The sequence below is a fragment of the Chelativorans sp. ZYF759 genome (assembly GCF_012911015.1).
GTDB lineage: Bacteria > Pseudomonadota > Alphaproteobacteria > Rhizobiales > Rhizobiaceae > ZYF759.
This window is the reverse complement of sequence record NZ_WVVV01000022.1, coordinates 12,190-34,840: the sequence shown is the minus strand read 5'-3', so window position 1 is coordinate 34,840 and position 22,651 is coordinate 12,190. Positions and strand designations below refer to the sequence as shown.

Annotated in this window: 21 protein-coding genes; 15 read left to right on the top strand and 6 right to left on the bottom strand. The window is 64.2% G+C overall.

The genetic code is table 11. From position 1 onward, the window contains the following. The first annotated feature begins 113 nt into the window (after nucleotides 1-113). The 3 genes from GRZ55_RS21820 (at nucleotide 114) to GRZ55_RS21810 (ending at nucleotide 4,778) form a co-directional block, all read left to right on the top strand. Nucleotides 114-614, top strand: a complete 501-nt coding sequence (locus tag GRZ55_RS21820; protein WP_169289063.1) for an ureidoglycolate lyase — start codon at nucleotides 114-116, stop codon at nucleotides 612-614. Beyond that, nucleotides 611-3,907 carry a hydantoinase B/oxoprolinase family protein gene (locus GRZ55_RS23815; protein WP_169289062.1) on the top strand — a complete coding sequence of 1,099 codons (3,297 nt, stop codon included), beginning with the start codon at nucleotides 611-613 and terminating at the stop codon, nucleotides 3,905-3,907. The genes GRZ55_RS21820 and GRZ55_RS23815 overlap by 4 nt, the downstream gene beginning before the upstream one ends. A gap of 97 nt (nucleotides 3,908-4,004) precedes the next feature. Then, nucleotides 4,005-4,778 (top strand): IclR family transcriptional regulator, encoded by a 774-nt coding sequence (locus GRZ55_RS21810; RefSeq protein ID WP_169289061.1) that lies wholly within the window; start codon nucleotides 4,005-4,007, stop codon nucleotides 4,776-4,778. A 78-nt stretch (nucleotides 4,779-4,856) separates the two neighbouring features. Here GRZ55_RS21810 and GRZ55_RS21805 read toward each other — a convergent pair whose 3' ends face one another. Further along, nucleotides 4,857-5,039, bottom strand: a complete 183-nt coding sequence (locus GRZ55_RS21805) for a hypothetical protein (RefSeq protein ID WP_169289060.1) — start codon at nucleotides 5,037-5,039, stop codon at nucleotides 4,857-4,859. A gap of 118 nt (nucleotides 5,040-5,157) precedes the next feature. Between GRZ55_RS21805 and GRZ55_RS21800 the strand changes: the two genes are divergently transcribed. Further along, nucleotides 5,158-5,535 carry an STAS/SEC14 domain-containing protein gene (locus GRZ55_RS21800; protein ID WP_169289059.1) on the top strand — a complete coding sequence of 126 codons (378 nt, stop codon included), beginning with the start codon at nucleotides 5,158-5,160 and terminating at the stop codon, nucleotides 5,533-5,535. A 137-nt stretch (nucleotides 5,536-5,672) separates the two neighbouring features. Continuing rightward, on the top strand, nucleotides 5,673-7,001 hold the full coding sequence (locus GRZ55_RS21795) for a DUF3422 family protein (RefSeq protein WP_169289058.1): 1,329 nt from the start codon (nucleotides 5,673-5,675) through the stop codon (nucleotides 6,999-7,001). Between the two features lie 3 nt (nucleotides 7,002-7,004). Here GRZ55_RS21795 and GRZ55_RS21790 read toward each other — a convergent pair whose 3' ends face one another. Both GRZ55_RS21790 and GRZ55_RS21785 read right to left on the bottom strand, forming a co-directional pair. Continuing rightward, the gene (locus GRZ55_RS21790) at nucleotides 7,005-7,262 is read right to left on the bottom strand and encodes a hypothetical protein (protein ID WP_169289057.1); all 258 of its coding nucleotides are present in this window, start codon (nucleotides 7,260-7,262) and stop codon (nucleotides 7,005-7,007) included. 26 nt (nucleotides 7,263-7,288) lie between these two features. After that, nucleotides 7,289-8,608 (bottom strand): PAS domain-containing protein, encoded by a 1,320-nt coding sequence (locus GRZ55_RS21785; RefSeq protein WP_169289056.1) that lies wholly within the window; start codon nucleotides 8,606-8,608, stop codon nucleotides 7,289-7,291. A 327-nt stretch (nucleotides 8,609-8,935) separates the two neighbouring features. Here GRZ55_RS21785 and GRZ55_RS21780 point away from each other — a divergent pair, with 327 nt between their 5' ends. From GRZ55_RS21780 to GRZ55_RS21765, 4 genes are all read left to right on the top strand, one after another. Beyond that, nucleotides 8,936-11,227, top strand: coding sequence for an ATP-binding protein (locus GRZ55_RS21780; RefSeq protein WP_169289055.1), 2,292 nt, complete (start codon nucleotides 8,936-8,938; stop codon nucleotides 11,225-11,227). Beyond that, on the top strand, nucleotides 11,220-11,825 hold the full coding sequence (locus GRZ55_RS21775; protein ID WP_210257476.1) for a response regulator transcription factor: 606 nt from the start codon (nucleotides 11,220-11,222) through the stop codon (nucleotides 11,823-11,825). Before GRZ55_RS21780 ends, GRZ55_RS21775 begins: the two co-directional genes overlap by 8 nt. A gap of 169 nt (nucleotides 11,826-11,994) precedes the next feature. Beyond that, complete coding sequence (locus tag GRZ55_RS21770; RefSeq protein ID WP_169289053.1) at nucleotides 11,995-12,273, top strand: hypothetical protein; 279 nt, start codon at nucleotides 11,995-11,997, stop codon at nucleotides 12,271-12,273. A 79-nt stretch (nucleotides 12,274-12,352) separates the two neighbouring features. Continuing rightward, the gene (locus GRZ55_RS21765) at nucleotides 12,353-12,808 is read left to right on the top strand and encodes a TspO/MBR family protein (protein WP_169289052.1); all 456 of its coding nucleotides are present in this window, start codon (nucleotides 12,353-12,355) and stop codon (nucleotides 12,806-12,808) included. Between the two features lie 9 nt (nucleotides 12,809-12,817). On the opposite strand, the gene dxs is transcribed toward GRZ55_RS21765, so the two are convergent. After that, nucleotides 12,818-14,650: a 1-deoxy-D-xylulose-5-phosphate synthase gene (dxs, locus tag GRZ55_RS21760; RefSeq protein ID WP_169289051.1), complete on the bottom strand. Its 1,833-nt coding sequence runs from the start codon at nucleotides 14,648-14,650 to the stop codon at nucleotides 12,818-12,820. A gap of 207 nt (nucleotides 14,651-14,857) precedes the next feature. After that, nucleotides 14,858-15,283: a cytochrome c family protein gene (locus tag GRZ55_RS21755; protein ID WP_169289050.1), complete on the bottom strand. Its 426-nt coding sequence runs from the start codon at nucleotides 15,281-15,283 to the stop codon at nucleotides 14,858-14,860. Between the two features lie 162 nt (nucleotides 15,284-15,445). On the opposite strand from GRZ55_RS21755, the gene bchI reads away from it, so the two are divergent. The 6 genes from bchI to GRZ55_RS21725 all read left to right on the top strand — a co-directional run bounded on the left by bchI (nucleotide 15,446) and on the right by GRZ55_RS21725 (nucleotide 21,866). Further along, nucleotides 15,446-16,501, top strand: a complete 1,056-nt coding sequence (gene bchI / locus GRZ55_RS21750; protein ID WP_169289049.1) for a magnesium chelatase ATPase subunit I — start codon at nucleotides 15,446-15,448, stop codon at nucleotides 16,499-16,501. Then, nucleotides 16,498-18,225 (top strand): magnesium chelatase subunit D, encoded by a 1,728-nt coding sequence (locus GRZ55_RS21745; protein WP_169289048.1) that lies wholly within the window; start codon nucleotides 16,498-16,500, stop codon nucleotides 18,223-18,225. Before bchI ends, GRZ55_RS21745 begins: the two co-directional genes overlap by 4 nt. 7 nt (nucleotides 18,226-18,232) lie before the next feature. Then, complete coding sequence (bchO, locus tag GRZ55_RS21740) at nucleotides 18,233-19,132, top strand: alpha/beta fold hydrolase BchO (RefSeq protein WP_169289047.1); 900 nt, start codon at nucleotides 18,233-18,235, stop codon at nucleotides 19,130-19,132. A gap of 64 nt (nucleotides 19,133-19,196) precedes the next feature. Further along, nucleotides 19,197-20,693: a phytoene desaturase family protein gene (gene crtI, locus GRZ55_RS21735; RefSeq protein ID WP_169289046.1), complete on the top strand. Its 1,497-nt coding sequence runs from the start codon at nucleotides 19,197-19,199 to the stop codon at nucleotides 20,691-20,693. Continuing rightward, a complete protein-coding gene (locus GRZ55_RS21730; protein WP_169289045.1) occupies nucleotides 20,671-21,720 on the top strand; it encodes a phytoene/squalene synthase family protein in 1,050 nt (349 codons plus the stop codon). Before crtI ends, GRZ55_RS21730 begins: the two co-directional genes overlap by 23 nt. Beyond that, entirely contained in the window at nucleotides 21,717-21,866 is a 150-nt protein-coding gene (locus GRZ55_RS21725; protein ID WP_169289044.1) for a hypothetical protein, read from the top strand. Before GRZ55_RS21730 ends, GRZ55_RS21725 begins: the two co-directional genes overlap by 4 nt. Nucleotides 21,867-21,870: 4 nt before the next feature. On the opposite strand, the gene GRZ55_RS21720 is transcribed toward GRZ55_RS21725, so the two are convergent. Beyond that, nucleotides 21,871-22,584 (bottom strand): hypothetical protein, encoded by a 714-nt coding sequence (locus tag GRZ55_RS21720; protein ID WP_210257475.1) that lies wholly within the window; start codon nucleotides 22,582-22,584, stop codon nucleotides 21,871-21,873. Between the last annotated feature and the right edge of the window lie 67 nt (nucleotides 22,585-22,651).

The following is a 22,651-nucleotide window of genomic DNA, read 5'->3' as shown; positions in this document are numbered from 1 at the left end:
CTTTCACCGTCGCGCCTATCGGCAATGGCTCAAGCCTTGTTGACAGGCCGGTGTACGGATGGCGTTATAATAATAGAGCGTATGATCGATAATCGACAAAATCTGGGTGGTAGATGGTCAAGGTGGAGCAACTTGCGGCAGCAACATTCGCCCCCTTCGGCCACGTGGCCCGCGCCGGCGAGCCCACGCACAAACTCATTCGCGACAACAAGGTAAAGCTTTCCAAATCGCCCGCTGTTTTTCGACACGGTGATGAAGCCGTCGATCTGGCGCTCGATTTCTACGAAGTTCAGCCGGAGAGAGCGCCTGTCCGCATCACGCAGGCAGAACGCCACGAGCACAGTGCGCAGATGTTCGTGCCCATGTCCGTGACAGACTATCTTGTCGTGGTTTGGGACAACAACCCGTGCGAGGGCGGCAGGCCCCATGCATTCGTGGGGGGGCCAGGAGATGTCGTGATCTATCACCCGGGCGTTTGGCATCACGGCATCATGGTCATCGGGAAGCCGGGGCTCTTCGCGTCGACTATGTGGCGCACACGCAATGGCCGCGACGTCGAATTCACCGACCTGCCGGCTCCGCTGGAGGTCCTAGTCTCGGGGAGTGGCGAGTGACGGTTCTCGGCCTCGACATCGGCGCGTCCACGGTCGATGTTGCTGTCTGGACGAAGGGTGGGGTCCACGCCACGAAGGTGACGCGCCGCGCCGCCACGCCCGCTCGCGACATCGCGGCTGCCGTCGCCCACGCGGCAGATATATGGGCATTCGCCCCCGATCGGCTGGAGGAAATCCGGATCGGCTCCACCGGGGCCATCAACATGCTGCTGGCACGCACAGTTGCGCGCGTCGGCTTGATTGCGACGTGCGGGTTTGCCGACACAATGGCGCTCGCCCGGCAGAATCGCGCGGAGCTTTATGACCCCGTCGCGCGCTCGCCGGCGCCGACATTCTTGGTCATGAAAGGGGGCATACACGAGGTCGGTGGGCGCTTGGACGGCAGTGGCTGCGAGATCGAGCCCGTATCGATTGATGACGTGGGCAAGGCAGGCAGAACTCTTGCCGCGCAAGGCGCCGAGGCGATCGCCGTCTGCCTGTTGTTTTCCCATGCCAATCCCAGCCATGAACGCCGTTGCGCCGAGATCTTGGCAGAAGTGGCGCCGGGTATTCCTCTCGTTCTGTCCCATGCGGTGGATCCCCAATCGCGCGAGTATGAGCGCACGGTGTCGACATGCCTGGAAGCGGCGTTGTGGCCGTCGCAGCAGGCCGTACTCGCCGAGATAGAAAGCGATCTGCGAAATATGGGGTTCGCGGGTCGGCTATCGTTCGCGGACTCGCGGGGGCATCTCTTGTCGTGCGACCGCGCGCGGGCGGCCGTCTCGGCGCAGGTCTTGGGCGGGCCTGCAGCGTCCGCCTGGTCGGCCGGTGGCATCGCCAAGGCAGCGGGCGCGCCGCAGGCGCTCGCGATCGACATCGGCTCGACGACGACGGACATCGTGCTCGTGGCCGATGGCGCGCCGGCATTGACCACGCACGGCTCTGTCGCCGGGATACCCGTGCGCATGGGTATGGCGGACATAGAGAGCATCGCCTTGGGCGGCGGCTCGAAGGTGCGATCAACGCCCTCCGGACTAAGCTTCACGCAGGCTTCTGACGACGATGCGCCGAGTCTCACGGACGCGCTTGTGGTGTTGAGCGAGCTTTCTGATGACCTCGCCCCAAATGCGGTGGAACGTCTGTCGATGCTCGACGGTGTGGAGGCCACCCATATCCGCGAGGCGGCGCTGGACGCGATGGCCGCATGCATCGTCCGCCACGCCGTCAGCCGCAACGTGGATCCGGCTTCAGTGCCACTCATCGTCGCCGGTGGCCTCGGTACGGTGCTTGGACCCGACATCGCCAAACGGCTCGGCACGCAGCAGATCCTGGCAGGCTCGTATCCCGCGATGTCGGGCGCCATGGGTCTGCTTCTTGCCCGGCATGTCCATCAGGCGACAACGTCGCTGAACGCTCCGCTCGCCGAACTTTCGGACGACGAGCTGCGCAACGCCATGACTGCCTTGCGCGCGCAAAATCCCCAGGCCGCCAACGGCCAGCTCTACCTGATCGTTGCGCCGAATGCATTCATGCATCCGGTCCGCCTCCAACTGGCGGTCGACGAGCCGGACGTCGCCTATCTTCGCGCGGCTTTTGCCGACTATCACATGGCCCAGTTTGCAAGCGCACCGCGCGAGGCCGGCTTTGCATTTTCATTGTCCAGGCTGCGCCTCGAACCGCCTCTGCCGGCCATGAGCGTCGTGGCGACTCCCATGACGATGAGGACTGGCAAGGGAGAGGCCATGCGCGCCGAAACGCTGCAGATGCGGCTTAACGCCATCGCTCAGTCGATGCAGGAAGTACTGTTCCGTACGGCCGTCTCGCCGGTCGTTCGCGAAGGCAACGATGCGGCCGCGGGTCTGCTTACGCCGAACGGCGAGCTTATCGCGCTCTCGGACGCAATCCCACTTCTGCTCGGCGCCCTCGACGGCTCTATCCGCGCATTGCTCGATCGGTTTCCCATCGAAACGATGCGGGACGGCGATCTCTATCTGATGAACGACCCGTTTCTTGGCGGGACGCATCTGCCGGATCTTACGGTCATGCGCCCCGTCTTCGTCGAGAAGCGGCTGATAGGCTTTGCGGCCAGCATCCTGCATCATCAGGATGTCGGTGGCATGCGGGCGGGCTCGGTTCCTCCCGACGCCGTCGACATCTTTCAGGAAGGCTTGCGCCTGCCGCCCATGCGTATGGGTGCCGAAGACGCCATCTCGCGCGAAACCATTGATCTCATCCAGGCGAATTCCCGTGCGCCGGACACGGTACTTGGAGATCTGTCGTCACAGGTCAGCGCCGCTGTTCAGGCTGCAGCCGCACTACGCAAGCTCGCATTGGAAACGGGTGTGGACGCCTTCATCTCCGGCATGGAGACGTGCCTTGAGCGCGGCGAGAAACTGGCGGCACGCACGATCGCTTCCATGGCACCTGGTCCGCATGTCGCAGCGGAGCGACTCGACGCAACGCCCGGCCTTCCGGAGATCAAGATACAACTGGCGCTGTCATGTGTCGGCGGCCGTTTCGTCGCCGATTTCGCCGGGACGAGCCCGCAGGTGGCAGCCCCCATCAACTGCGTTCGATCGGGTCCGTTCGCGGCGGCATTCTACAGTCTGCTGAGTGCGATGGAGGAGACCATGTTCCGCAACGGCGGCGTGGTCCGCACCATCGATCTGTCTCTGCCGACGGGCTGCGTCATCAATGCCTCGTCGCCTGCCGCGGTCAACGCGCGCATGGGCGTTGTTCGTGCAACGACGTCAAGTCTGCTTCAGGGCCTGGCCAAGGCCATGCCGCAACGTATGCCGGCAGCGAATTCCGGCATGTCTTATGTCCTCGCCTTTTCTGGAACCAGACCCGACGGGCAGCGCTTCATCGCGACGGAGATCATCGCTGGCGGCGCCGGCGGCGGACCCGACCGGGACGGTGCTTCGGGCATCTCGACTGATGTCGGCAACGCTATGAACATGCCCGCCGAAGCCTTGGAGTCACAGATACCCGTCCGGCTGCATAGTGCACAGATACGTCATGGATCGGGCGGTGGCGGCCGATTCCGAGGCGGCGATGGCATTCGCCGCACCTATATCGCCCTGCAGGAGGGCGTCGGCGTTTCGCTGCGCGGCGAACGTTTCATCCATGTGCCGCAGGGGGCCGCGGGGGGTGGCTCGCCTGAGCCGGCGGCAGCCCGGGTCGTGCGGGCTGACGGCGTGGTCGAAGAACTCGTATCGCGCTCTTCGCTCGTACTCAATAAGTTTGACCGGCTGATCGTTGAAAGCTGCGGCGGGGCAGGTTATGGGCTCGTCAGCGAGAGATCGCCGTCCTGAGAGTTCTTTTGAGAACTGATCTCCAGGGTGACGTAGGATTGCAACCTAGGCACGACGTTGGTTTCGTGCCCTGCCCAAGCATGGTGAAATCTTGAACATGCACGACCTGCTCGACAAGGAGGATAAGGAGGTCTCTCTTACCTTCGGCAAAGGGCTGTCCGTGATCATGGCTTTCGAGGGCCGCAATCGCGACCTCACGATTTCCGAAATTGCAGAAAAGGTCAGTCTCAATCGCGCGGTTGCCCGGAGGTTGGTACGCACGCTGGAGCAGCTTGGTTTCGTCAGCCATGAGCGGGGTCGCTATCAATTGACCCCGCGCGTTCTGCGTCTTTCCCGCGGGTTCCTGGAGACGCGCAGCATTCCGCAGGTGGTGCAACCGGTGCTCCGCAACGTCTCGCATGAAATCGGGGAGTCGGTCTCCTTCGCCATGCAGGACGGCGACGAGGCGGTCTACGTAGCCCATGCATTTGTTCCGAGCCGCTTCAGCCTCAACATGGTGACAGTCGGCAGCCGCGTTCCGTTCGCGCCCACTGCAATCGGCCGGGCAATCCTTGCTTTTCTCGATGAAACCGAGCGTGCCGCCATCCTGGAGCGGCTGGGCCTGACCCCCTACACGTCACATACCGTGGTCGAACGACAGGCCTTGAACGATCTCCTGAACTCGGTTCGCATGACGGGATTCTCGTTCAGCGAATCGGAATATGTGGAGGGCGTGAGCTCAGTGGCACTGCCAGTCTTCGATCGTGGCGCCCACGTCGTCGGTGCCGTTTCCATTATCTTCCCGCAAGGCCAGTACAACGAAAGGGAACTTCACGACCGCATCGTCAGCAAGCTGCATCGATGCGCCGCCGACATCGGCGCGGTCTTCTGATTATCGTTGCTCCGTCGACGTGGTGCACCAGCTCCGAGGCGACCAGCCAGCCTCCCCAAGAGCCGCGATGCGGCAGATCTAGAGACCGTATCCCAGCGCGTAGGCCGAAAGAGGGCCCAGTGCCATGACCGTTGCCAGTGCCATGGCCACGATGTCCTGGGTCTCGAAGATGGGGCTGCCGGGATTGTAGAGGCCTGCCGACCCATGGGCGGCGGCATGTGGGGTGCTTCGGGCGGGGATCTCGCGTTCTATGACGTTCATTGCGCTGCTCCTGTTGGTGTGGCTTCCTGACCAACATCCCGCCGCTCGCCATTGTTCCGCGAGCGAGCGGAACCCCGCTCATCCAGCGATGTTTGGGTATGCAGAAGGAAGCTCCTGCATGAACACGCTCAACATCAGCAAGGTGGACACCACCGAACCCAGGCTCCACGCGTTCGAGATCGTCGGCAAGATCACCCGGGCAGATGTCGAGTGGATGGCCGACGTCCTGCGTGCCGCTTTCGAGGCGCAGGACAGTTTGGACATCCTGATCGTCATGAAACGCTACGAAGGCATCGAAGCCGGCGCGATATTCGATCGCAAGGCCCTCTCTGCCCAGGCGCGATCGGCAAGCCAAGTCGACAAATACGCGGTGGTGGGCGCGCCGGACTGGGCCGAGGCCATGATAAACTTCTTCTCGCCGATCTCACCCGTCCAGGCTCGGACATTCGATCTCGAAGACGAGCAGGCTGCCTGGACGTGGGTGCGCTCCGCTTGAGGTGATCGCCCCGCATCCTTGCGCCGCCGGATGCCTCCTTTTGCCACTTGCTCAAGGCAGAAGCTGCACTCTAGATTGCCGGTAGACAAGCGCGGGCCCTCCGAAGAAGGGATGTGCCCGAGAATGGCGGGTACGGAATGGGGGAAGTGCCACACGCCGATCGACGCCCGGATGAGGCGAGCCTGCCGGTCGGCAAGGTGCTGGGCCTAGCCGCGCACGAGGATCGCGCTGCCGCGCTTGGCGAGGTGCATGCGAGACCCCACCCTCTGCTGTCGTCCCCTCGGCTCCTGATCCAGCTTTCCTTCATGACCGAGGGCGGGTCGAGTGTCGACATCGCCGTGCTGACGGAACTGGCGCGCCGACAGGGTATCGCCGCGCCCGATCGTCAGGCCCGCCACTGCGTGATGAAGTGGGGCAAGGGAACGCTGCGCTGGGAGCGCCATACGGAATTCTCCACCTACCTTTGGGAAGGCCCCCTCGGAGAGAGCGGAACCGGGCTCGATGACACGCCGTTCGGCCGGGGCTTCAGCGCGCCGGGGACCGTCATTTCCGGCATCCGCCTGGAACTGCGCGCGTCGCCGCCCGCGGCGGGCGAGATGCTCGAGGGGTTCGATGCGGAAAGCCTGTGCCATGCCTTCGTCGAGGACGGCAGGGCCGCGATCGCCACGGACTTCCGGCAGGATGGCCAGGGACTTACGCGGATGCTCATCCTCGATGACGGGCTCTCGAAAGCGCGGCGCGGCGCGCTTGCCCAGCGCCTGATCGAGATCGAGACCTATCGCACGCTGGCCATGCTCGGCCTGCCGCTCGCGCAATCGCTGTCCGGCCAGTTGCGCCGCATGGAGGATCGCCTGGCCGAGTTGACGGGCGAAATGCGGGGGGCGGACCGCCGCAACAGCCGGGAGCTTCTGGGAGAACTCACCGAACTTGCCGCCGAACTGGAAGCCCAGGCGGCCTCCAGCCTCTACCGCTTCGGTGCCAGCCGGGCCTACTACGATATCGTCACGGAAAGACTCGCCGCACTGGGCGAGGTCGCCGCCCCCGGGGCGCAGAGCTGGGAAGCCTTCCTTACACGCCGTGTGGCACCGGCCATGCGAACCTGCCGGTCGGTCGAGGAGCGTCAGGCCGGCCTCTCGCGAAAGCTGGCCCGTGCCGCGCAACTCTTGCGGACGTGGGTCGATGTCGAGGTCGAAAAGCAGAATCGCGACCTTCTCGCCTCGATGAACAACCGCGCCCGCCAGCAATTGCGGCTGCAGCAGACCGTGGAGGGACTGTCGGTCGCGGCCGTCTCTTATTATGTGGTAGGGCTCGTGGCCTATATGGTGCGAAGCCATCCGATCCTGCCGCCCTGGCTGCCCCCTGAGACGGTGATCGGGCTCAGCGTGCCGGTGGTGGTGCTCGGTATCTGGCTTTTCGTCCGCCGCATCCGACGTCATTTCACCGATGACGGGAAGCCAGACGCTTAGCAGCTAGGGTCGCCGTCGGATCGCCAGTAGATAAACGACATGGGCGAGCAGCCCCGCCCCCAGACACGCCAGGACGATGACGCCCGCACGTTCGGTAAGCGCGGCATAGAGAGCGCCGAGCAGAGCCAGGCCCGCAAGCGCATTGGCCATGAAGCCTGACCGGTGAGCTTCAGGCACAAGCCGGGCTAGGGCGATTTCGCCGATCAGGATCGCCATGGCCACGACGACGATCCAGCCATCCTGCAGCAACCATTCGGTCATCGGCTCCTCCGCTAATGGCAGCGGGGTCAGCTGCCGCCTAGCCCGTAGCGCTCGAGCTTGAGATAAAGCGCCTGACGGCTGAGCCCGAGCGCGCGCGCCGCGGCCGCCCGGTTGTCGCCGGTCAGCCGCAAGGCCGCCTCGATGCAAAGTCGCTCGATGGCATCGGTCGTGTCGCGAACGAGGTCCTTGAGCGGAACGCTTCCGACCAGTTCGAGGATGGCGGCGGCATCGGGTGCTGCGACGCCACGCAGCCTTTCGCCGCCTTCGGCCAGATCAAGCACGGCGCCGAAACCCTGCGGATCGGCATTGGCAAGCCAGGCGAGAGAGAGCCGCCCCGTCCGGTATGCGCCTTCGCGGTCCACCAGCGTGACCTCGGTCGAAACGGCGGAGTCCCCCTTGCGGGCGCTGGCGAGGGAAAGCGAATAATCGCCATCGCCGACGGGTGACAGAACCTCGTCGAGTGGCCGGCCCAGGAGGAGCGAGGGCTGGGCCGCCCCCACCGCATCCTGAAACGCCTGGTTGGCCCAGCGGATTCGGCCATCGGTCTCAAGCAGGGCCACGCATTCGGTCATGCCTGCAACCAGTTCGGCGAGGCTGGTGGCCGGAGGAATGCTCTCGGGCTCGGTGCCGGGCGCAAGAAAACGCACCAACACACTCCCGGCATTCGCGCCGGTCCGCGGTTCGAAGACCACCACATATTGCTCACCCGAAGCGCCGGCTTCGGCCACGAAACGATCCTGACTTTGCGACGCGAGTACGCCGCGCAGACGCGACTGTGCTTCCCGTCGCCAAGGCGTCCCAATCAAATCGAAGACCACCATCCGCAACAGTTGCGGCTGTGAAACCCCGAGGTGGGCCGCAGTTTCCGAATCGGCCTCCAGAATCCGGCCGGTGCTGCCGTCTACCACGATGACTGGCTGTGATCCGAAATCGAAGACGCGAGCGAATGCATCCCGACCATTTTCAAAGCCCGACGCGATGGCGCGACCGACGAGGACGAGAGGTCGATCAGATCCGAGCGCCGCAGCCGCATAACGCAGTTCGACGCGGGCGCCGTCATCCGCGCCGTGCGCCAGTTCGCGCGAGTCGGTCTCTCCCATTCGCGCGCTTCTCAACAGCAGATCGGCGGTCCGGCGGGTGTCGGCCGTGACTATCTGGTCAAACGGCTGTCCTGGCCACGCCCTCGTGTCCAGCCTCATGGACAGATCGCCCGGCACCGCGACCGAATGAATGATGTTGTCCTCGCCGATCACGACAGCCACGTCCGAGCTTGCCACCAGCAGTTCCGCCAAAGCAGACGGCTCGGCATTCGTCAGTGCATTGGCAAGATCCTGCAGGTTTTCCATGTGGCTTTCGTGGCTTTGGACACAAGCGTGGGACAGCTGACGCGGACTTTTTCCAAGACGAGTCTGGAGTAGCCCAGCGCCTTGTGTAGTCGGGAATGCAAGTTAGGTTGTCAAGGCGAATTGTCACCGCAATCATTGCGCCTGCCGCCGTCATTGGCCTACAGTCGGCTGGGAAGGCAACCGCAGGGAGGTGGTCGTGCTTTCGGCGATGCGTGAGGGCATATCCGAGCGAGGCGGCGCGGTACAGCGTATCCGACTGGCGGTCGGGCGCGGCCACGAGCGGGCTTTTCCCAATCTCCGCCAGATCCCGGTCATGTTGGCCGACGCATGCGGATAAGGCCCACTTCAGTCGACCTGTCGGCCTGTGACACCGAGCCGATTCACATCATCGGGGCGGTGCAACCGCATGGAGCGCTGCTTGCGGCCGATGCACAGACGCTTGTCACTGAATATGCCAGTCGTAGCGTCGAGGATTATCTCGGATTGAAGGCCGAGGCAGCGATCGGCCGGCCTCTTTCCGCCCTGCTGGGAGAGGAGAACATTGACGCGCTTCTTTCGCGGCCCCTCGATGCCCTGAAGCCGGACCTGATCAAACCCTGGTTTCTCTCGCTCGAAGTGGAAGGAAAGACACGGCGCCTGGAGTGCTTCCCCCATCGGCACCAGGGCAGCCTCATCCTGGAATTCGTGGCCTTCGAAGAGGGGCCAGCGCTCGTCTGGGAAGAGGATCTCCTGCGCCAGCGCATCATTTCCCAACTGATCACGCCCCGAACGCTCGCAGAACTCGCTCGTGTGAGCGCCGAGATCATCCGGGATGTGACCGGCTTCGATCGGGTGATGATCTACCGTTTCGCCGCGGACAAACATGGCGAGGTGATTGCCGAGAGCACAGTCCGCCCCGACAGCTTTCTCGGGCTGCACTACCCGGCATCGGATATTCCGGATCCGGCCCGCAGGCATTTTGCCCTCAACGTGATTCGCAGCATTCCAGACATCAATGCTCCACCCTCACCGATACTGGCGCGCGGAGGAGGGATCGCCGATGCCGACCACAGCGCGCCCCTCGACCTGACATACTCCAAACTCCGCGCCGTCGCCCCGGTCCACATCGAATACCTTAACAATATGGGCGTCGGCGCCTCCATGTCGATTTCGCTGATTTCGAACGACGATCTGTGGGGCCTCGTCGCATGCCACCACTATGGGCCGCTTCACCTGCCGTGGAGCCGCTTCCGCTTCTGCGAACTTCTGGGAGGGACGATCTCCTCGCTGCTGCAGAGCCTCGAAAACACCCAGCAGCTCCATCAGAGCATCTCCGCCGAACGCACGGCTTCCCATATCGAGAGCCGGTTTCGCGACGGCACGAAGCTGGGCGACATCATCTGCGAGCATGCCTGTGCGCTCATGGAACATTCGGGAGCCCAGGGTATGACGCTGCGTCTCGCCGGGAGTGAGCGTCATTTCGGTCGCGTGCCGCCTGCCGTTCCAGACTTCTCCGCGCTGGACGATCAACTGGTGGAAGGCGTCGCTGCGACCGACAGTCTGCCTGTTGGCTCGTACGTCGATGCGGCCGACCGGCGGGCCGCCGCCGGTGTGGCTCTGCTCGTGCTTTCGGAGGACCGCCAGGATCAACTCGTGCTGTACCGCGAGGAGTTTGAACACACGATAAAATGGGCCGGCAAGCCCGACAAGTTCGAGCGGGTCAACGAGGACGGTACGGTGCGGCTTTCGCCCCGCGGATCTTTTGCATTGTGGCGCGAGGAGCGGCGGGGGCGTAGCCAGCCTTTCACCCAGAGCGACATGGAAGCCCTGCGCATCCTCCGCCGGGCGCTTTTCGCCTTGAACAGCCTGGTGCGTGAGCGCGCTGCGGTCGCAGCGCAGAAGGAGGCGGAGGCCGAGGAGGCGCGATTGCGGATGATGGTGCTGGAGGCGACCCGCAAGAGCTCGTTGGGCGAACTCGCCTCGGCGCTGGCGCATGAATTGAACCAGCCGCTCGCCGCGGTCACGAATTACATCAATGCCTGCCGCCAGGAACTGAGGAATTATGGCGTGGCGGTCCCCGACCGTGTCTCTGCTCTGATCGACAATGCCGTCGCTGAATCCGCGCGTGCTGCCGACCTCATGCGGCGACTGCGGAATTTCATCGCGGAGGGTGAACTGGTGCTCGATGAGGTCGACCTCTCGCAGATCATTCGCCAAGGTGTCCGGCTGGCGCTCGACTCCTCCAAATGGCCCAAGCCGGAAGTCGAGTTTGACATCGTTCCGGACCTTCCGGCGGTGCAGGCCGACAGAGTGCAGATCGGACAGGTCGTCCTGAATCTCGTGCGCAACAGCCTGCCCGCCATGGCCAATGAGAAAGAGCGGCGACTAAGGATATCGGCCTTTGGCGTGGGCGAGGCGATCGAAGTCGCTGTCATCGATACCGGCCATGGCATTCCTGCCGGCATGGAAGAGCGTCTGTTCGAGCCGTTCCACGCCTCGACTACCAGCGGTATGGGAGTCGGTTTGTCGCTTTGCCGAACGATCGTCCAGGCGCATGGCGGACGGATCTGGTCAAGGGCGCGTCCGTCGGGCGCCGAGTTTGTCTTCACCTTGCCCATCCGGAGCACGCACGTTGGCTGACCTGCCTGATCAGATCCGGGTCTATGTGCTCGATGACGATCCTTCGGTCCTGGATTCGATGCGGGCTCTGCTTTCGGCACATCGATTCGAGGTGGTGCCGACAAACTCCGCCGAGGAGTTTCTGCTGCTGTACGAGTCGAGCGTGCCCGCCTGCCTCTTGCTTGATCTCCGCATGCCCGACATGAACGGGATGGAACTGCAGGCTCATCTGAGTCGTACGGCGCCCGGTCTGCCCGTCATCATTCTCACCGGACATGGCGATATCCCGTTGGCCGTGCGGGCGATGAAGCTCGGAGCGATCGACTTCATCCAGAAACCTGGATCCGAGGCGCAGTTGCTGGAGGCCATCGGTCAGGCACGCGATGTCCTTGCCAACCGCGCCCAGCCGGCGCTTTCCCCTGAAGAGGCCGCACGGCGCCTGGCAAGGCTGACATCGCGCGAGCGGGAAGTCCTCGACCAGCTGGTTCAGGGACAGACCAACAAGGCGATCGCGGATCACATGGGTATCAGCCAGCGGACAGTGGAAATACATCGCGCGCGCATCCGGGAAAAACTCGAGGCACGCGGGCTCGCTGACCTGATCAGGCTCATGCGCTGACCACCAGCCGCAATTGAGACGGCTACGCAGATTTTCCTTAGGTAGAATACCGAAATAGAAAGCCTCGCCTCCCGCGCTATCCTCTTTGCAGGGAGGAACAAGATGGCTTTCCAGACCTGCATGGAGAATTGCCGTTTCGTGACACGTCCATCGTCCACAGGTCGGGCCGATGGGTGAGGCATCGAATGGCAAACGCGCGCAACTCACGTCGAACGGCGCGCACGAGCATTATGAATCCAGGCTGGAAATCAGCCTGGAAGGTGAACAACTGGCAGCGGTCGACGGTTGGCGGTTCGCCAACCGGATAGACAGCAGGGAGGAAGCACTGCAAGAGTTGGTGCGTATCGGGTTGCTGAGCGAAATTGGGCGCGTTTACCGGTTGGTGGCAGGGTTGGGCTATGATGGCGAGCCCGAAGCCTCGGACGAGATAGAGTTCCGCCAGGGGTGAGGTGGCGCGGGAAGCGGGGAACCGCATGGCTCCGGCGCGGTTCCTTGTTCTTGTTCGATCCGACCTGAGGAGCGTTTGAATGCCCGATCTCAGTCTGCTCGTGTTCGTAGGTCTGTGCGTAGCCACGGCCCTGACCGGTGTGATTTTCAGGCCGGGCGACTGGTACAAGACGCTCGACAAACCCTCCTGGACGCCGCCGGACTGGCTTTTCGGCCCTGTGTGGAGTGTCCTCTATCTGATGATCGCGGTCGCCGGCTGGCTGGTATGGAGCAATCTCGGCATGTCTGTCGCCCTCTTCCTCTGGGGAGCACAACTGGTCGTCAATGGCATGTGGTCGGGGCTGTTTTTCGGGGCGAGACGCATGGATCTCGCCTTTATTGACGTGGTCGTACTCTGGCTGACGATCGCTGCCTTCATCGTCGCGGCAGCCCAGATTCCCCTCGCTGCCCTGCTTTTCGTGCCATATCTGGTATGGGTCACCATCGCGTCGGCCTTGAACCTGTCCGTTTGGAAACGAAATCCGCAGGCGGCATAGCGACTCCGATCACGCGGCGCGGATGGCGGCGGTCGCGTAAATCCGCCGTTCGCCAAGACCCAGGCAATTCAACACCGTGGTTGCGATATGCCGGGCGTTGAGGCCGGCCTTATCATACATTGCGTGCGGCCGGTGATGGTCGATGAAGCTGTCGGGTAGTGTCATCGTGCGGATGCGCAGGCCCCTGTCGAGAACGCCTTCTCCAGCAAGCAGATGCAGTACATGCGCGCCGAACCCGCCCGTAGCGCCTTCTTCGACCGTGATCAGCACCTCGTGATCGCGCGCAAGCTGCATGATCAGCGAGCGGTCCAGCGGCTTTGCGAAACGTGCATCGGCTACGGTCACGCCAATGCCCCTCTTGCCGAGTTCCTCGGCCGCCAGGACACATTCGCCGAGCCGCCCGCCAAGCGAGAGAAGGGCGACCGAATTGCCCTCACGCAGGATGCGGCCCCGTCCGATCTCGAGGGGTAGCCCGGACTCGGGGAGTGGTACGCCACGCCCTTCTCCGCGCGGATACCGAATGGCCGATGGCCGGTCGTCGATCAGCCGCGCCGTTGCGACCATATGGACCAGATCGGCCTCGTCGGCCGGCGCCATGATAACGAAGCCCGGCAGATTGGCGAGATAGGCGAGGTCGAATGCGCCGGCATGGGTTGCGCCATCTTCGCCCACCAATCCGGCGCGGTCGATCGCGAAGCGAACCGGCAGTCGCTGGAGCGCCACGTCGTGGACGATCTGGTCATAGCCCCTCTGCAGGAAGGTCGAATAGATGGCACAGAAGGGCCGCAGACCTGCCGCGGCCATGCCCGCACAGAAGGTCACGCCATGTTGCTCGGCGATCCCCACATCGAAGAACCTGTCGGGAAAGCGCTTCTGGAAGGCCTCGAGACCCGTCCCGGATGCCATGGCAGCGGTGACCGCCGTAATCGATGAATCCTTTTCGGCCTCCGCCAGCAGGGTGTCGGCGAACACTTTCGTATAAGAGGGCGCGGCGGATGGAGACTTCGCCTGCTTGCCGGAGGCGACATCGAACGCCGAAACCCCATGATAGCGGTCGGCAGCGGCCTCGGCCGGCGCGTAGCCCTTGCCCTTCACCGTCAGTGCATGGATGAGAACGGGACCGTCCGCGCCGTCCCTTGCATTGCGCAGCACCTCGAGCAGACCGCCGACATCATGCCCGTCCACGGGACCGACATAGGAAAAGCCCAGTTGCTCGAACCAGCTGCGCCCATCCCCCGCGCCCGGCTGGCGAAGCTCGGCGAGGTAGCCTGACATTGCACCGACAGGCGGAGAGATCGACATATCGTTGTCGTTGAGGACCACGATCAGCCGCCGGCCCAGCGCACCGGCATTGTTGATGGCCTCATAGGCCATGCCGGCCGAAAGCGCGCCATCCCCCATGACGCAGACCACATGCCCGTCATTCTCGCGCAGATCGCGCGCTACCGCAAAGCCCAGGCCAGCCGATATGGAGGTGGAGGAATGAGCGGCACCGAAGGGATCGAACTCGCTTTCCGATCGGTTCGTAAATCCCGAAAGGCCCTCTCCTTTGCGCAAGGTGCGAATGCGCTCCCGGCGGCCCGTGAGGATTTTGTGTGGATAGCACTGATGTCCCACATCGAAGATCAATGTGTCCCGTGGCGTGTCGAAGACCGCGTGCAGCGCAATCGTCAGTTCCACGACGCCGAGGCCCGCGCCCAGATGGCCGCCCGTCACCGAGACGGCCGAAATCGTTTCCTCGCGCAATTCCGCGGCCAGGGCCTTCAGGTGCTCGTCGCTGAGCCGCCGAAGGTCGGCAGGCACCTCTATCCGATCGAGAAGCGGGGTGGCTGGACGTTGCATGGCGGGCTCCTCCGGCTGGGGCGGGCCACGCTGCCGCGGTACCTGCCACGGGGAGGCGCGTCAATCTGGCGCCCTCCTCAAGATGTCCACATATATTGACACTCCTGCTGCGCCGTGTCCAGCCGGTGTGGACCCGCAAGGCGCCCGAAAAACGAAAGACGCGCCCAGAGGGCGCGCCAAACTCTTGTATTCCGACAAAGGGGCGGGCTATTCCTCGCCATTCTCCTCTTCGCCGTCCGCTTCCGCGGAGAACTGCGCGATATAGGCCACGACATTGGCCCTTTCCTCGGCACTGCGCAGTCCGGGAAATGCCATATTGCCGCGCGGGATCATTCGTCGGGGATTCTCGATATATTCGTTGATCGCCTCGGCGGACCAGACCAGCCCACCTTCCCCCGCTTCGCGCATGTTGGCGGAATATCTTCCAAAATCGGGATGCGTTCCGGCCACGCGGCCAATAACATCGTTGAGGTTGGGGCCAGGTTGACGCTCGGTCTCGCCGATACCGTGGCATACGGCACAACGTTGGAAAATCCGTTCGCCAGCGGCCGGATCTCCCTCAGCCAGCGCAAAGGGGGCGGACACGATAAGCGCAAACGGCACGGCTAGGCCCAGGCGGGCAAATACGGACATGAATTCCTCCCTGAACGGCGAAGTCCGAACATCTGCCAATCTAGACCGGCATGGCCACCCGTCAAGAGTGAATGTAAAGTTAGATTGACAAATCTGATGGGCGAGGGCGACAATCGTCGAACCGCGAGACGAATTGGCCCGCTCCGGTCGGGAGGGTGACGAATGACCTTTGCCTACGTGAGCCGTACCGGTACCCGCAATCGCGCCTATCCCTTCTCGGCCATAGTCGGGCAAGAGGAAATGAAGCGCGCGCTGCTGCTGGCCGCGATCGACCCGACAATCGGAGGGATTCTGGTGCTGGGTGACCGGGGCACCGGCAAGACGACCGCTGTGCGCGGCCTGGCGGGCCTGCTTCCGGTGATCAGGGCCGTGGAAGGTTGCCGCTTCAATTGCGATCCGGACAGGCCCTCCGGCACATGTCCTGACTGCGGGGGCGGAGCCAGGGGCACCGCCAGGTACCGACGCATCCCGGTTCCTGTGGTCGATCTGCCGCTGGGCGCCAGCGAGGACAGGGTGGTTGGAGCGCTCGATCTGGAGGCCGCGCTCGTCCATGGCCGCAAGTCCTTCGAGCCCGGGCTTCTGGCGAGCGCACATCGCGGGTTCCTCTACATCGACGAGGTCAATCTTCTTGAAGACCACATCGTGGATCTACTGCTGGACGTCGCCGCGTCGGGAATTAACGTCGTGGAACGCGAAGGTCTGTCGGTGCGCCACGACGCACGCTTCGTTCTGGTCGGAAGCGGCAATCCCGAGGAAGGCGAATTGCGGCCGCAGCTTCTCGACCGTTTCGGCATCTCGGTCGAGGTCGGCTCTCCTTCGGATATCGCCGAGCGCATCGAGGTCGTACGCCGCCGTGACGCCTTCGAGCGGGATCCGCAGACTTTCATGGAACGGTTCAAGCGTGGAGATGGCCGGCTGCGCACGCGCATCCGCAAGGCCCAGGCGCTTCTGCCCGAAGTCGAATGCCCCGACGCGGCGCTGACTTTCGCCTCGAAATTATGCCTCAAGCTTGGTGTGGATGGATTGCGCGGCGAACTCACGCTGCTGCGCGTCGCCCGCGCCACCGCGGCACTGGCTGGCCGCCAACACGTGGAGGTCGCCGATATGGTGGCGGCTGCGCCCGGCGCGCTGCGCCACCGCCTTCGCCGCGACCCCCTGGACGAATCCGGCTCCACCGCGCGAATCGAGCGGGCGCTGTCGGAACTCTCCGAGGGATGAACGCCTCGCACCCCGGCCCATGGCATGATGCGCTTCTGGCTGCGCAGCTTTTGGCGATCGACCCCATGGGACTGGGCGGAATCAGGGTGCGGGCGAGGGCTGGCCCCGTGCGCGAGGCATGGCTGCGATGGGTGCGCGAACTCTTTCCCCCCGGCGCGAGCTTCAGTCGCGTGGCGGCTTCGCCCGACGAGGCGAGTCTCGTGGGCGGCCTCGACTTTTCCGCAACCCTTGCGACCGGAAAACCGGTCATGCGCTTCGGGCTGCTTGCCGCGGTCGATGGCGGCGTTCTCGTGTTGGCCATGGCCGAGCGCACGAGTGCCAGCTGTGCCGCGCTGATCGCCGCCGCGATGGATTGCGGGTTGGTGAAGGTGGAGCGGGAGGGCTTTTCAAGCGATCTGCAAGCCCGCTTTGGCTTGATCGCCCTCGACGAGGGCATTGAGGACGACGAGACAATTCCGGCGGCACTGGCCGACCGCCTGGGCCTGTCGATCAGGCTCGAAGAAATCGGCTATCGTGATATCGGCTCCGAGAAATGCGACCGGCATGCGGTGATTGCCGCGCAGGCGCGCGTGAACGCGGTTGCGGTGGCAGACGATATCGTCGCCGCGCTGGTTGGTCTTGCCCTCGCAAGTGGCTGGTCCTCGGTGCGTGGATCGCTGTTTCTTCTGCGCGCGGCCCGCGCGGTCGCGGCTTTGCGCGGTGCTGACGAGATCGCGGTCGAGGACGCGGCAACCGCGGCGCGATTGGCGCTGGGCCCACAGCGGCTTGCCGAGGCAGTCGCCGCCCCGCAGGAGAAGGAGCCGCCCCAGCCTGAACAAGCGCCGCCCGAAGAGGGTCGAGCCGAAGACAGTCGGGGAGAGCTGCAGGACATCGTGTTGCAGGCAGCTGCGGCGCAACTGCCGGACGGTCTGCTTGCAGCCATGCTCGCAAACAAGGTGCGCATGGCAGCTGATCGCGGGGGCGGCAGCGGCAGGACAGCGGCCAGCGCGAAGCGTGGCAGGCCACTGGCGCCGATTGCCAGCCCCCGGCGCGCAGGTGTGAGGCTCGACATTCTGGCCACGCTCAGAGCGGCGGCTCCCTGGCAGGGCCTGCGTGGCCGGGCAAAAGATGAAACCTTGCGCATTCGGATGTCCGACCTGCGCAACAAGCGCTATGCCGAACGGCGCGGCGCCACCGCGATCTTTGCCGTCGACGCCTCTGGCTCGGCCGCCGTCGCCCGCCTGGCGGAAGCCAAGGGCGCAGTGCAACTGCTTCTGGCCGAATGCTACGTCCGTCGCGACGAGGTGGCGCTGATCGCATATCGCCGGACCCAAGCCGAGGTTCTGCTCGAACCGACTCGTTCACTGGCGCGCGCCCGCAAGATGCTCTCTGCGCTGCCGGGCGGGGGTGGAACACCGCTCGCCGCCGGCATCATCGCTGCGGCGAGGCTTGCACGGGCGCAGGACAAGCGCGGACGCGATGCAATCACCATTTTCCTGACGGATGGCCGCGCAAATGTCGCCCTCGATGGAGCAGGCGGTCGCGATCGCGCGATGAGCGACATGCGCGAGGCCGCGCGGCGCTTCCGTGGCATGGCGCTGAGGAGCATCGTCATCGATACGGGCGGACGACCTCAACCCGCGGTCGCAGCGCTGGCGAACGAACTGGGCGCCGAATATGTTCCTCTGCCCCGCGGCGGCGCCGGCCGGATCTCAGCGGTCCTCTCAGAGCGCATGAAAGGCTGAAGCCGTCATGGGATTCCGTCAGGACCATCCGCGATGGGATGTGGAAGGGAAGGACTGGCCCAACCGCGAGACGAGCCGTTTCGTGGAAGCCGGTGGACTGCGCTGGCATGTACAGATGGCGGGCGAGGGGCCGGCACTTCTCCTCCTGCACGGAACCGGAGCGGCGACACACAGCTGGCGCGGCTTGCTGCCGCTTCTGGCCACGCGATTCAGGGTCATCGCGCCTGATCTGCCTGGCCATGGCTTCACCGCGATGCCCGTATCCGCGGGCCTGTCGTTGCGCGGAATGTCCGGCCTCGTCGATGGCCTGTTGAGGCAGCTCGACATCAGGCCCGACGTTGCGGTCGGCCATTCGGCCGGCGCGGCCATCCTCGCCGCCATGGTCATCGAGCGCCTCGCCATGCCGAAAACCCTCGTGGCCCTGAACGGCGCCCTGCTTCCCATGCGCGGTGCCGGGCTCTTCGGGCCCCTGGCACGGCTACTCTTCCTCAACCCGCTGGCCCCGCGGATATTCTCCTGGCGGGCGGAAGACATGCGCGCCACCCGCAAACTGCTGGAGGGCACCGGGTCGGTCATCGATGCCCGAGGTATCGAATTCTACGCGAGACTGTTCCGCAAGCCCGGCCACGTCGCGGCCACGCTCGGCATGATGGCGAACTGGGAGTTGGACTGGCTGGAGCGGCGGCTGCCGCGGATGGACGTGCCGTTGCTCTTGGTGACGGGCGTGAACGATCGTGCGGTGGCGCCTGCCCAGGCTCGTGATCTGGCCAGACGCCTCGAAGCCGCGAGGCTGGTCGAACTGGAAGGAGGACACCTCGTCCACGAAGAAAGGCCGGCTGACGTCGCTCGGGTCATCATCGATGAAGTGACAATTCACATCCGAGGTGCGACCGAGAATTGTCAATGATGAGATACTCAAGTAGTGTCCATTGATGTTGACACATGTCCGGCCCTTGACCTGCACCTTCGATATGGATGACCACCGCCCGCATGCTGTCGTCATTGGCAGCGGTTTCGGCGGGCTGGCGGCGGCCATTCGGCTGGGTGCACGCGGCTGGCGCGTAACGGTGCTTGAGCGACTTGAGCGATTGGGCGGACGAGCCAGCGTGCTGGAGCGCGACGGCTTCACCTTCGATCGCGGACCGACCATCGTCACGGCACCGTTCCTGTTCGAGGAATTGTGGCAGCTTGCCGGCAGGCAACTTGCGGAAGATGTGGAGCTTCGCGCACTCTCCCCATTCTACCGCATCCGCTTCAACGATGGTGACGAGATCTCCGTCAGTGCGAGCGCGGAATGGATGCGCCGGGAAGTCTTGCGGGTCGCGCCTTCAGACCTCGATGGCTATCAGCGCTTCATGGCAAAGGCGGACGACATTTGTCGGATCGGCTTCGAGCAACTCGGCGACCAGCCCTTCGGCTCGGTCGCTGACATGGCGCGAATCGTACCTGACCTGTTGCGTCTGGAAGGCTACCGCAGCGTCCACGGGCTGGTGGCGCGATATGTACGCCACCCCAAGCTGCGCACCGCGCTTAGCTTCCACCCGCTCCTGATCGGCGGAAACCCGTTCCGTGCACCCGCAATCTACTGCCTCATCCCGGCGCTCGAACGCCGCTGGGGTGTCCATTATCCCCTGGGCGGTGTGGGCCGTCTCGTCGAGGGAATGGCGGCGCTGGTTGGAGAATTGGGCGGTACGGTCCGCACCGGTGTCGAGGTGACGCGGATCGAGACGCGTGGCGCCAAGGCCAGCGGGGTCAAGCTGGCCGATGGCCAGAGCCTGTCCGCCGATATCGTCGTCTCCAATGCCGATGCGGCTTGGACGCTCGGCAAGCTCCTGGAACCAAGCGCCGTGGCCTTGGCCGACAGGGCGCGCCTGGCACGCGCGCGGTATTCCATGGGACTCTGCGTCTGGTATTTCGGCGTCCGCGGACGTTACGAGGATGTCGGGCACCACACCATTCTGCTTGGTCCTCGATACCGCGAGCTGTTGGACGACATATTCGCTCGCAAGCGCCTAGCCGAGGACTTTTCGCTCTATCTTCACCGTCCGAGTGCGACCGATCCAAGCGTCGCTCCGGAAGGATGCGATACGTTTTATGCGCTCTGTCCCGTACCCAATTTGGACGGATCGACCAATTGGGAATCCGAGGCGGAACGGCGCCGCGCAGCCATCCAGCAGCGCCTTGAAGAGACCGTGCTGCCCGGCCTCGGCAAGCGCCTTTTGACGTCCCATTTCATCACCCCGCGCGACTTCCAGGACGACTACCTGTCGGAGCGCGGCGCGGGCTTCGGTCTTGAACCGGTTCTGACGCAGAGCGCTTGGTTTCGGCCGCACAACCGTAATTCAGGTATCGAAGGGCTCTATCTGGTCGGAGCCGGCACGCATCCAGGCGCTGGGCTTCCGGGCGTGTTGTCCTCTGCACGCATTCTCGACAAGGTGGTTCCCCATGCCAGTCAGTTCGCCCGCTAGACCCTTCGCCACCCCGGCCGATTGTGCCGCCTGCCGACAGTCGATCCGACAAGGCTCGAAATCTTTCTATCTTGCTTCGCTGCTGATGCCCGCCGCCGCACGCGAGCCCGCCTATGCCGTCTATGCGTTCTGCCGGATGGCCGACGACATGGTCGATGGGGGCGGCAGCGGTCCCGAAGCAATCGCCGAGATCCGGCGCGCGCTCGATCATATCTACGCCCGTCGCCCGGCCGACAGCTTCGTCGAACGGGCCTTTGCCGATGTCGTTCGAGATTTCGCGATCCCGCGCGCCATACCAGATGCCATGGTCGAGGGGCTGGAATGGGATGTGGAGGGACGCAGCTACGAAACTCTGTCGGATCTGGTCGGCTACGCGATGCGGGTTGCTGGCACCGTGGGTGTCATGATGACACTCGTCATGGGCAGGCGCGAGCCGGAAGTGCTGGCACGAGCGTGTGACCTTGGCGTGGCCATGCAACTGACCAATATCTGCCGAGATGTCGGCGAGGATGCTCGCAATGGCCGGATTTACCTGCCGCTTTCGCAGCTGAGGACGGCTGGCCTCTCGCCGGTCGAAATCGGCGTCATGAAACGCTCCACGCCAGCCCTTCGCGCGGTCATCGTCGATCTGCTCGGTGAAGCCGAAAGACTGTATGGCCAGGCCCGGCCTGGCATAGGTGCACTGCCGGCCGGCTCGCGCACCGGCATTGCCGCGGCACGGCTCCTTTATCGCGAGATTGGGCGCCTGATCTGCGAAGGCATCGACCCGCTGCGCGAGCGCGCAGTGGTGGCCAAGGGCCGGAAGCTGGCCTTGCTGGGCCGCGCCGCCGCACAACCTCATTCGGTCCAGGACGGACTTGGCGGACCCGCTCTGGCGGAAGCCCGGTTCCTGATCGATGCCGTCGTGCGCTCGCGGCGCACGGTATGGCACGACCCCCTGCCGCAGTGGTGGAACGTTCAGGCACGCACCACGCGGATGATCGAGTTGCTTGCGCGCTTCGAGCGTCGCAGCACGGCAGCGGGATGAGTTCGGGACTCATCATCTTTCTCGAGCTCTCGCTGGTCCTCGGCCTTGCGCTGTTCTTCGGCATACGCGAACTGCGCAATCTGCGACGCTATGATCGTGATCGGGAGGAAAAGCTGCGCCGAAACGGCGACGACCAGTCGAACTGAACCTTCACTTCGACCAGCGCGGCATCTTGAAGGGCAGCAGACCCTGCACCCATCGCGCGGCGAAACGGTCGAGGTCGACACTCTCTGAGATGGTGGGGCACGCCTGCCCCTCGATCGTCGCTGAAAACGAGCTGCGCGTGTAGAAGGGCGTGTCCTCCAGGTTCTTCAGTCCTGCCGCGTCGATGGGCTGCGCAGAACGGGCCGAACGCTCGACCCGCCAGAGCAAGCCCGGCAATTCGCGAAGTGGCGGCCGTGCAAGCGGCGTCACCGTGCCATCGGGCGCGTAGGAATTGGCGATCGAGGCTCCGGTCGTCGTGCGTGCGACGGCATCGTAGAAGATGGCCGTGCCGCCGCCTGGCAAGGCGGAACGCGACCAGACCCAGCTGGAAAAGCCATTCTCCAACGCTTCGTCGCCCGCATTCATGTCGAGATAGGCATGGCTGGAGAAGGCGAGATCTGGCGCGGTGAAATGTGCCTCGGCCCGTGCCAGCGGTGCGACCGGCCTCCAGCGGTGACGGCCGGCGCTGTCGAGCGCATGGACCTCGCCGAAGATGGGTCCGGGGTCGATCACCACGGTTCCGCGCAGCCGTCCCGGCAACGGAACAGTCCATTCGTCGATCTCGATGATCAGCTTGCCTGCGCACCAGCGCAGACTGCTCGGGCCGATGGCGATATGGCGGGCGGAACGGTGAAGGTCGCCTCGCCCGCGTTCGGTCATCGCCCACTTCTTGCCTTCGGGGCGATAGAGGATTGCGTTGATGCTGACATGGTTCTCCGGGTCGCCG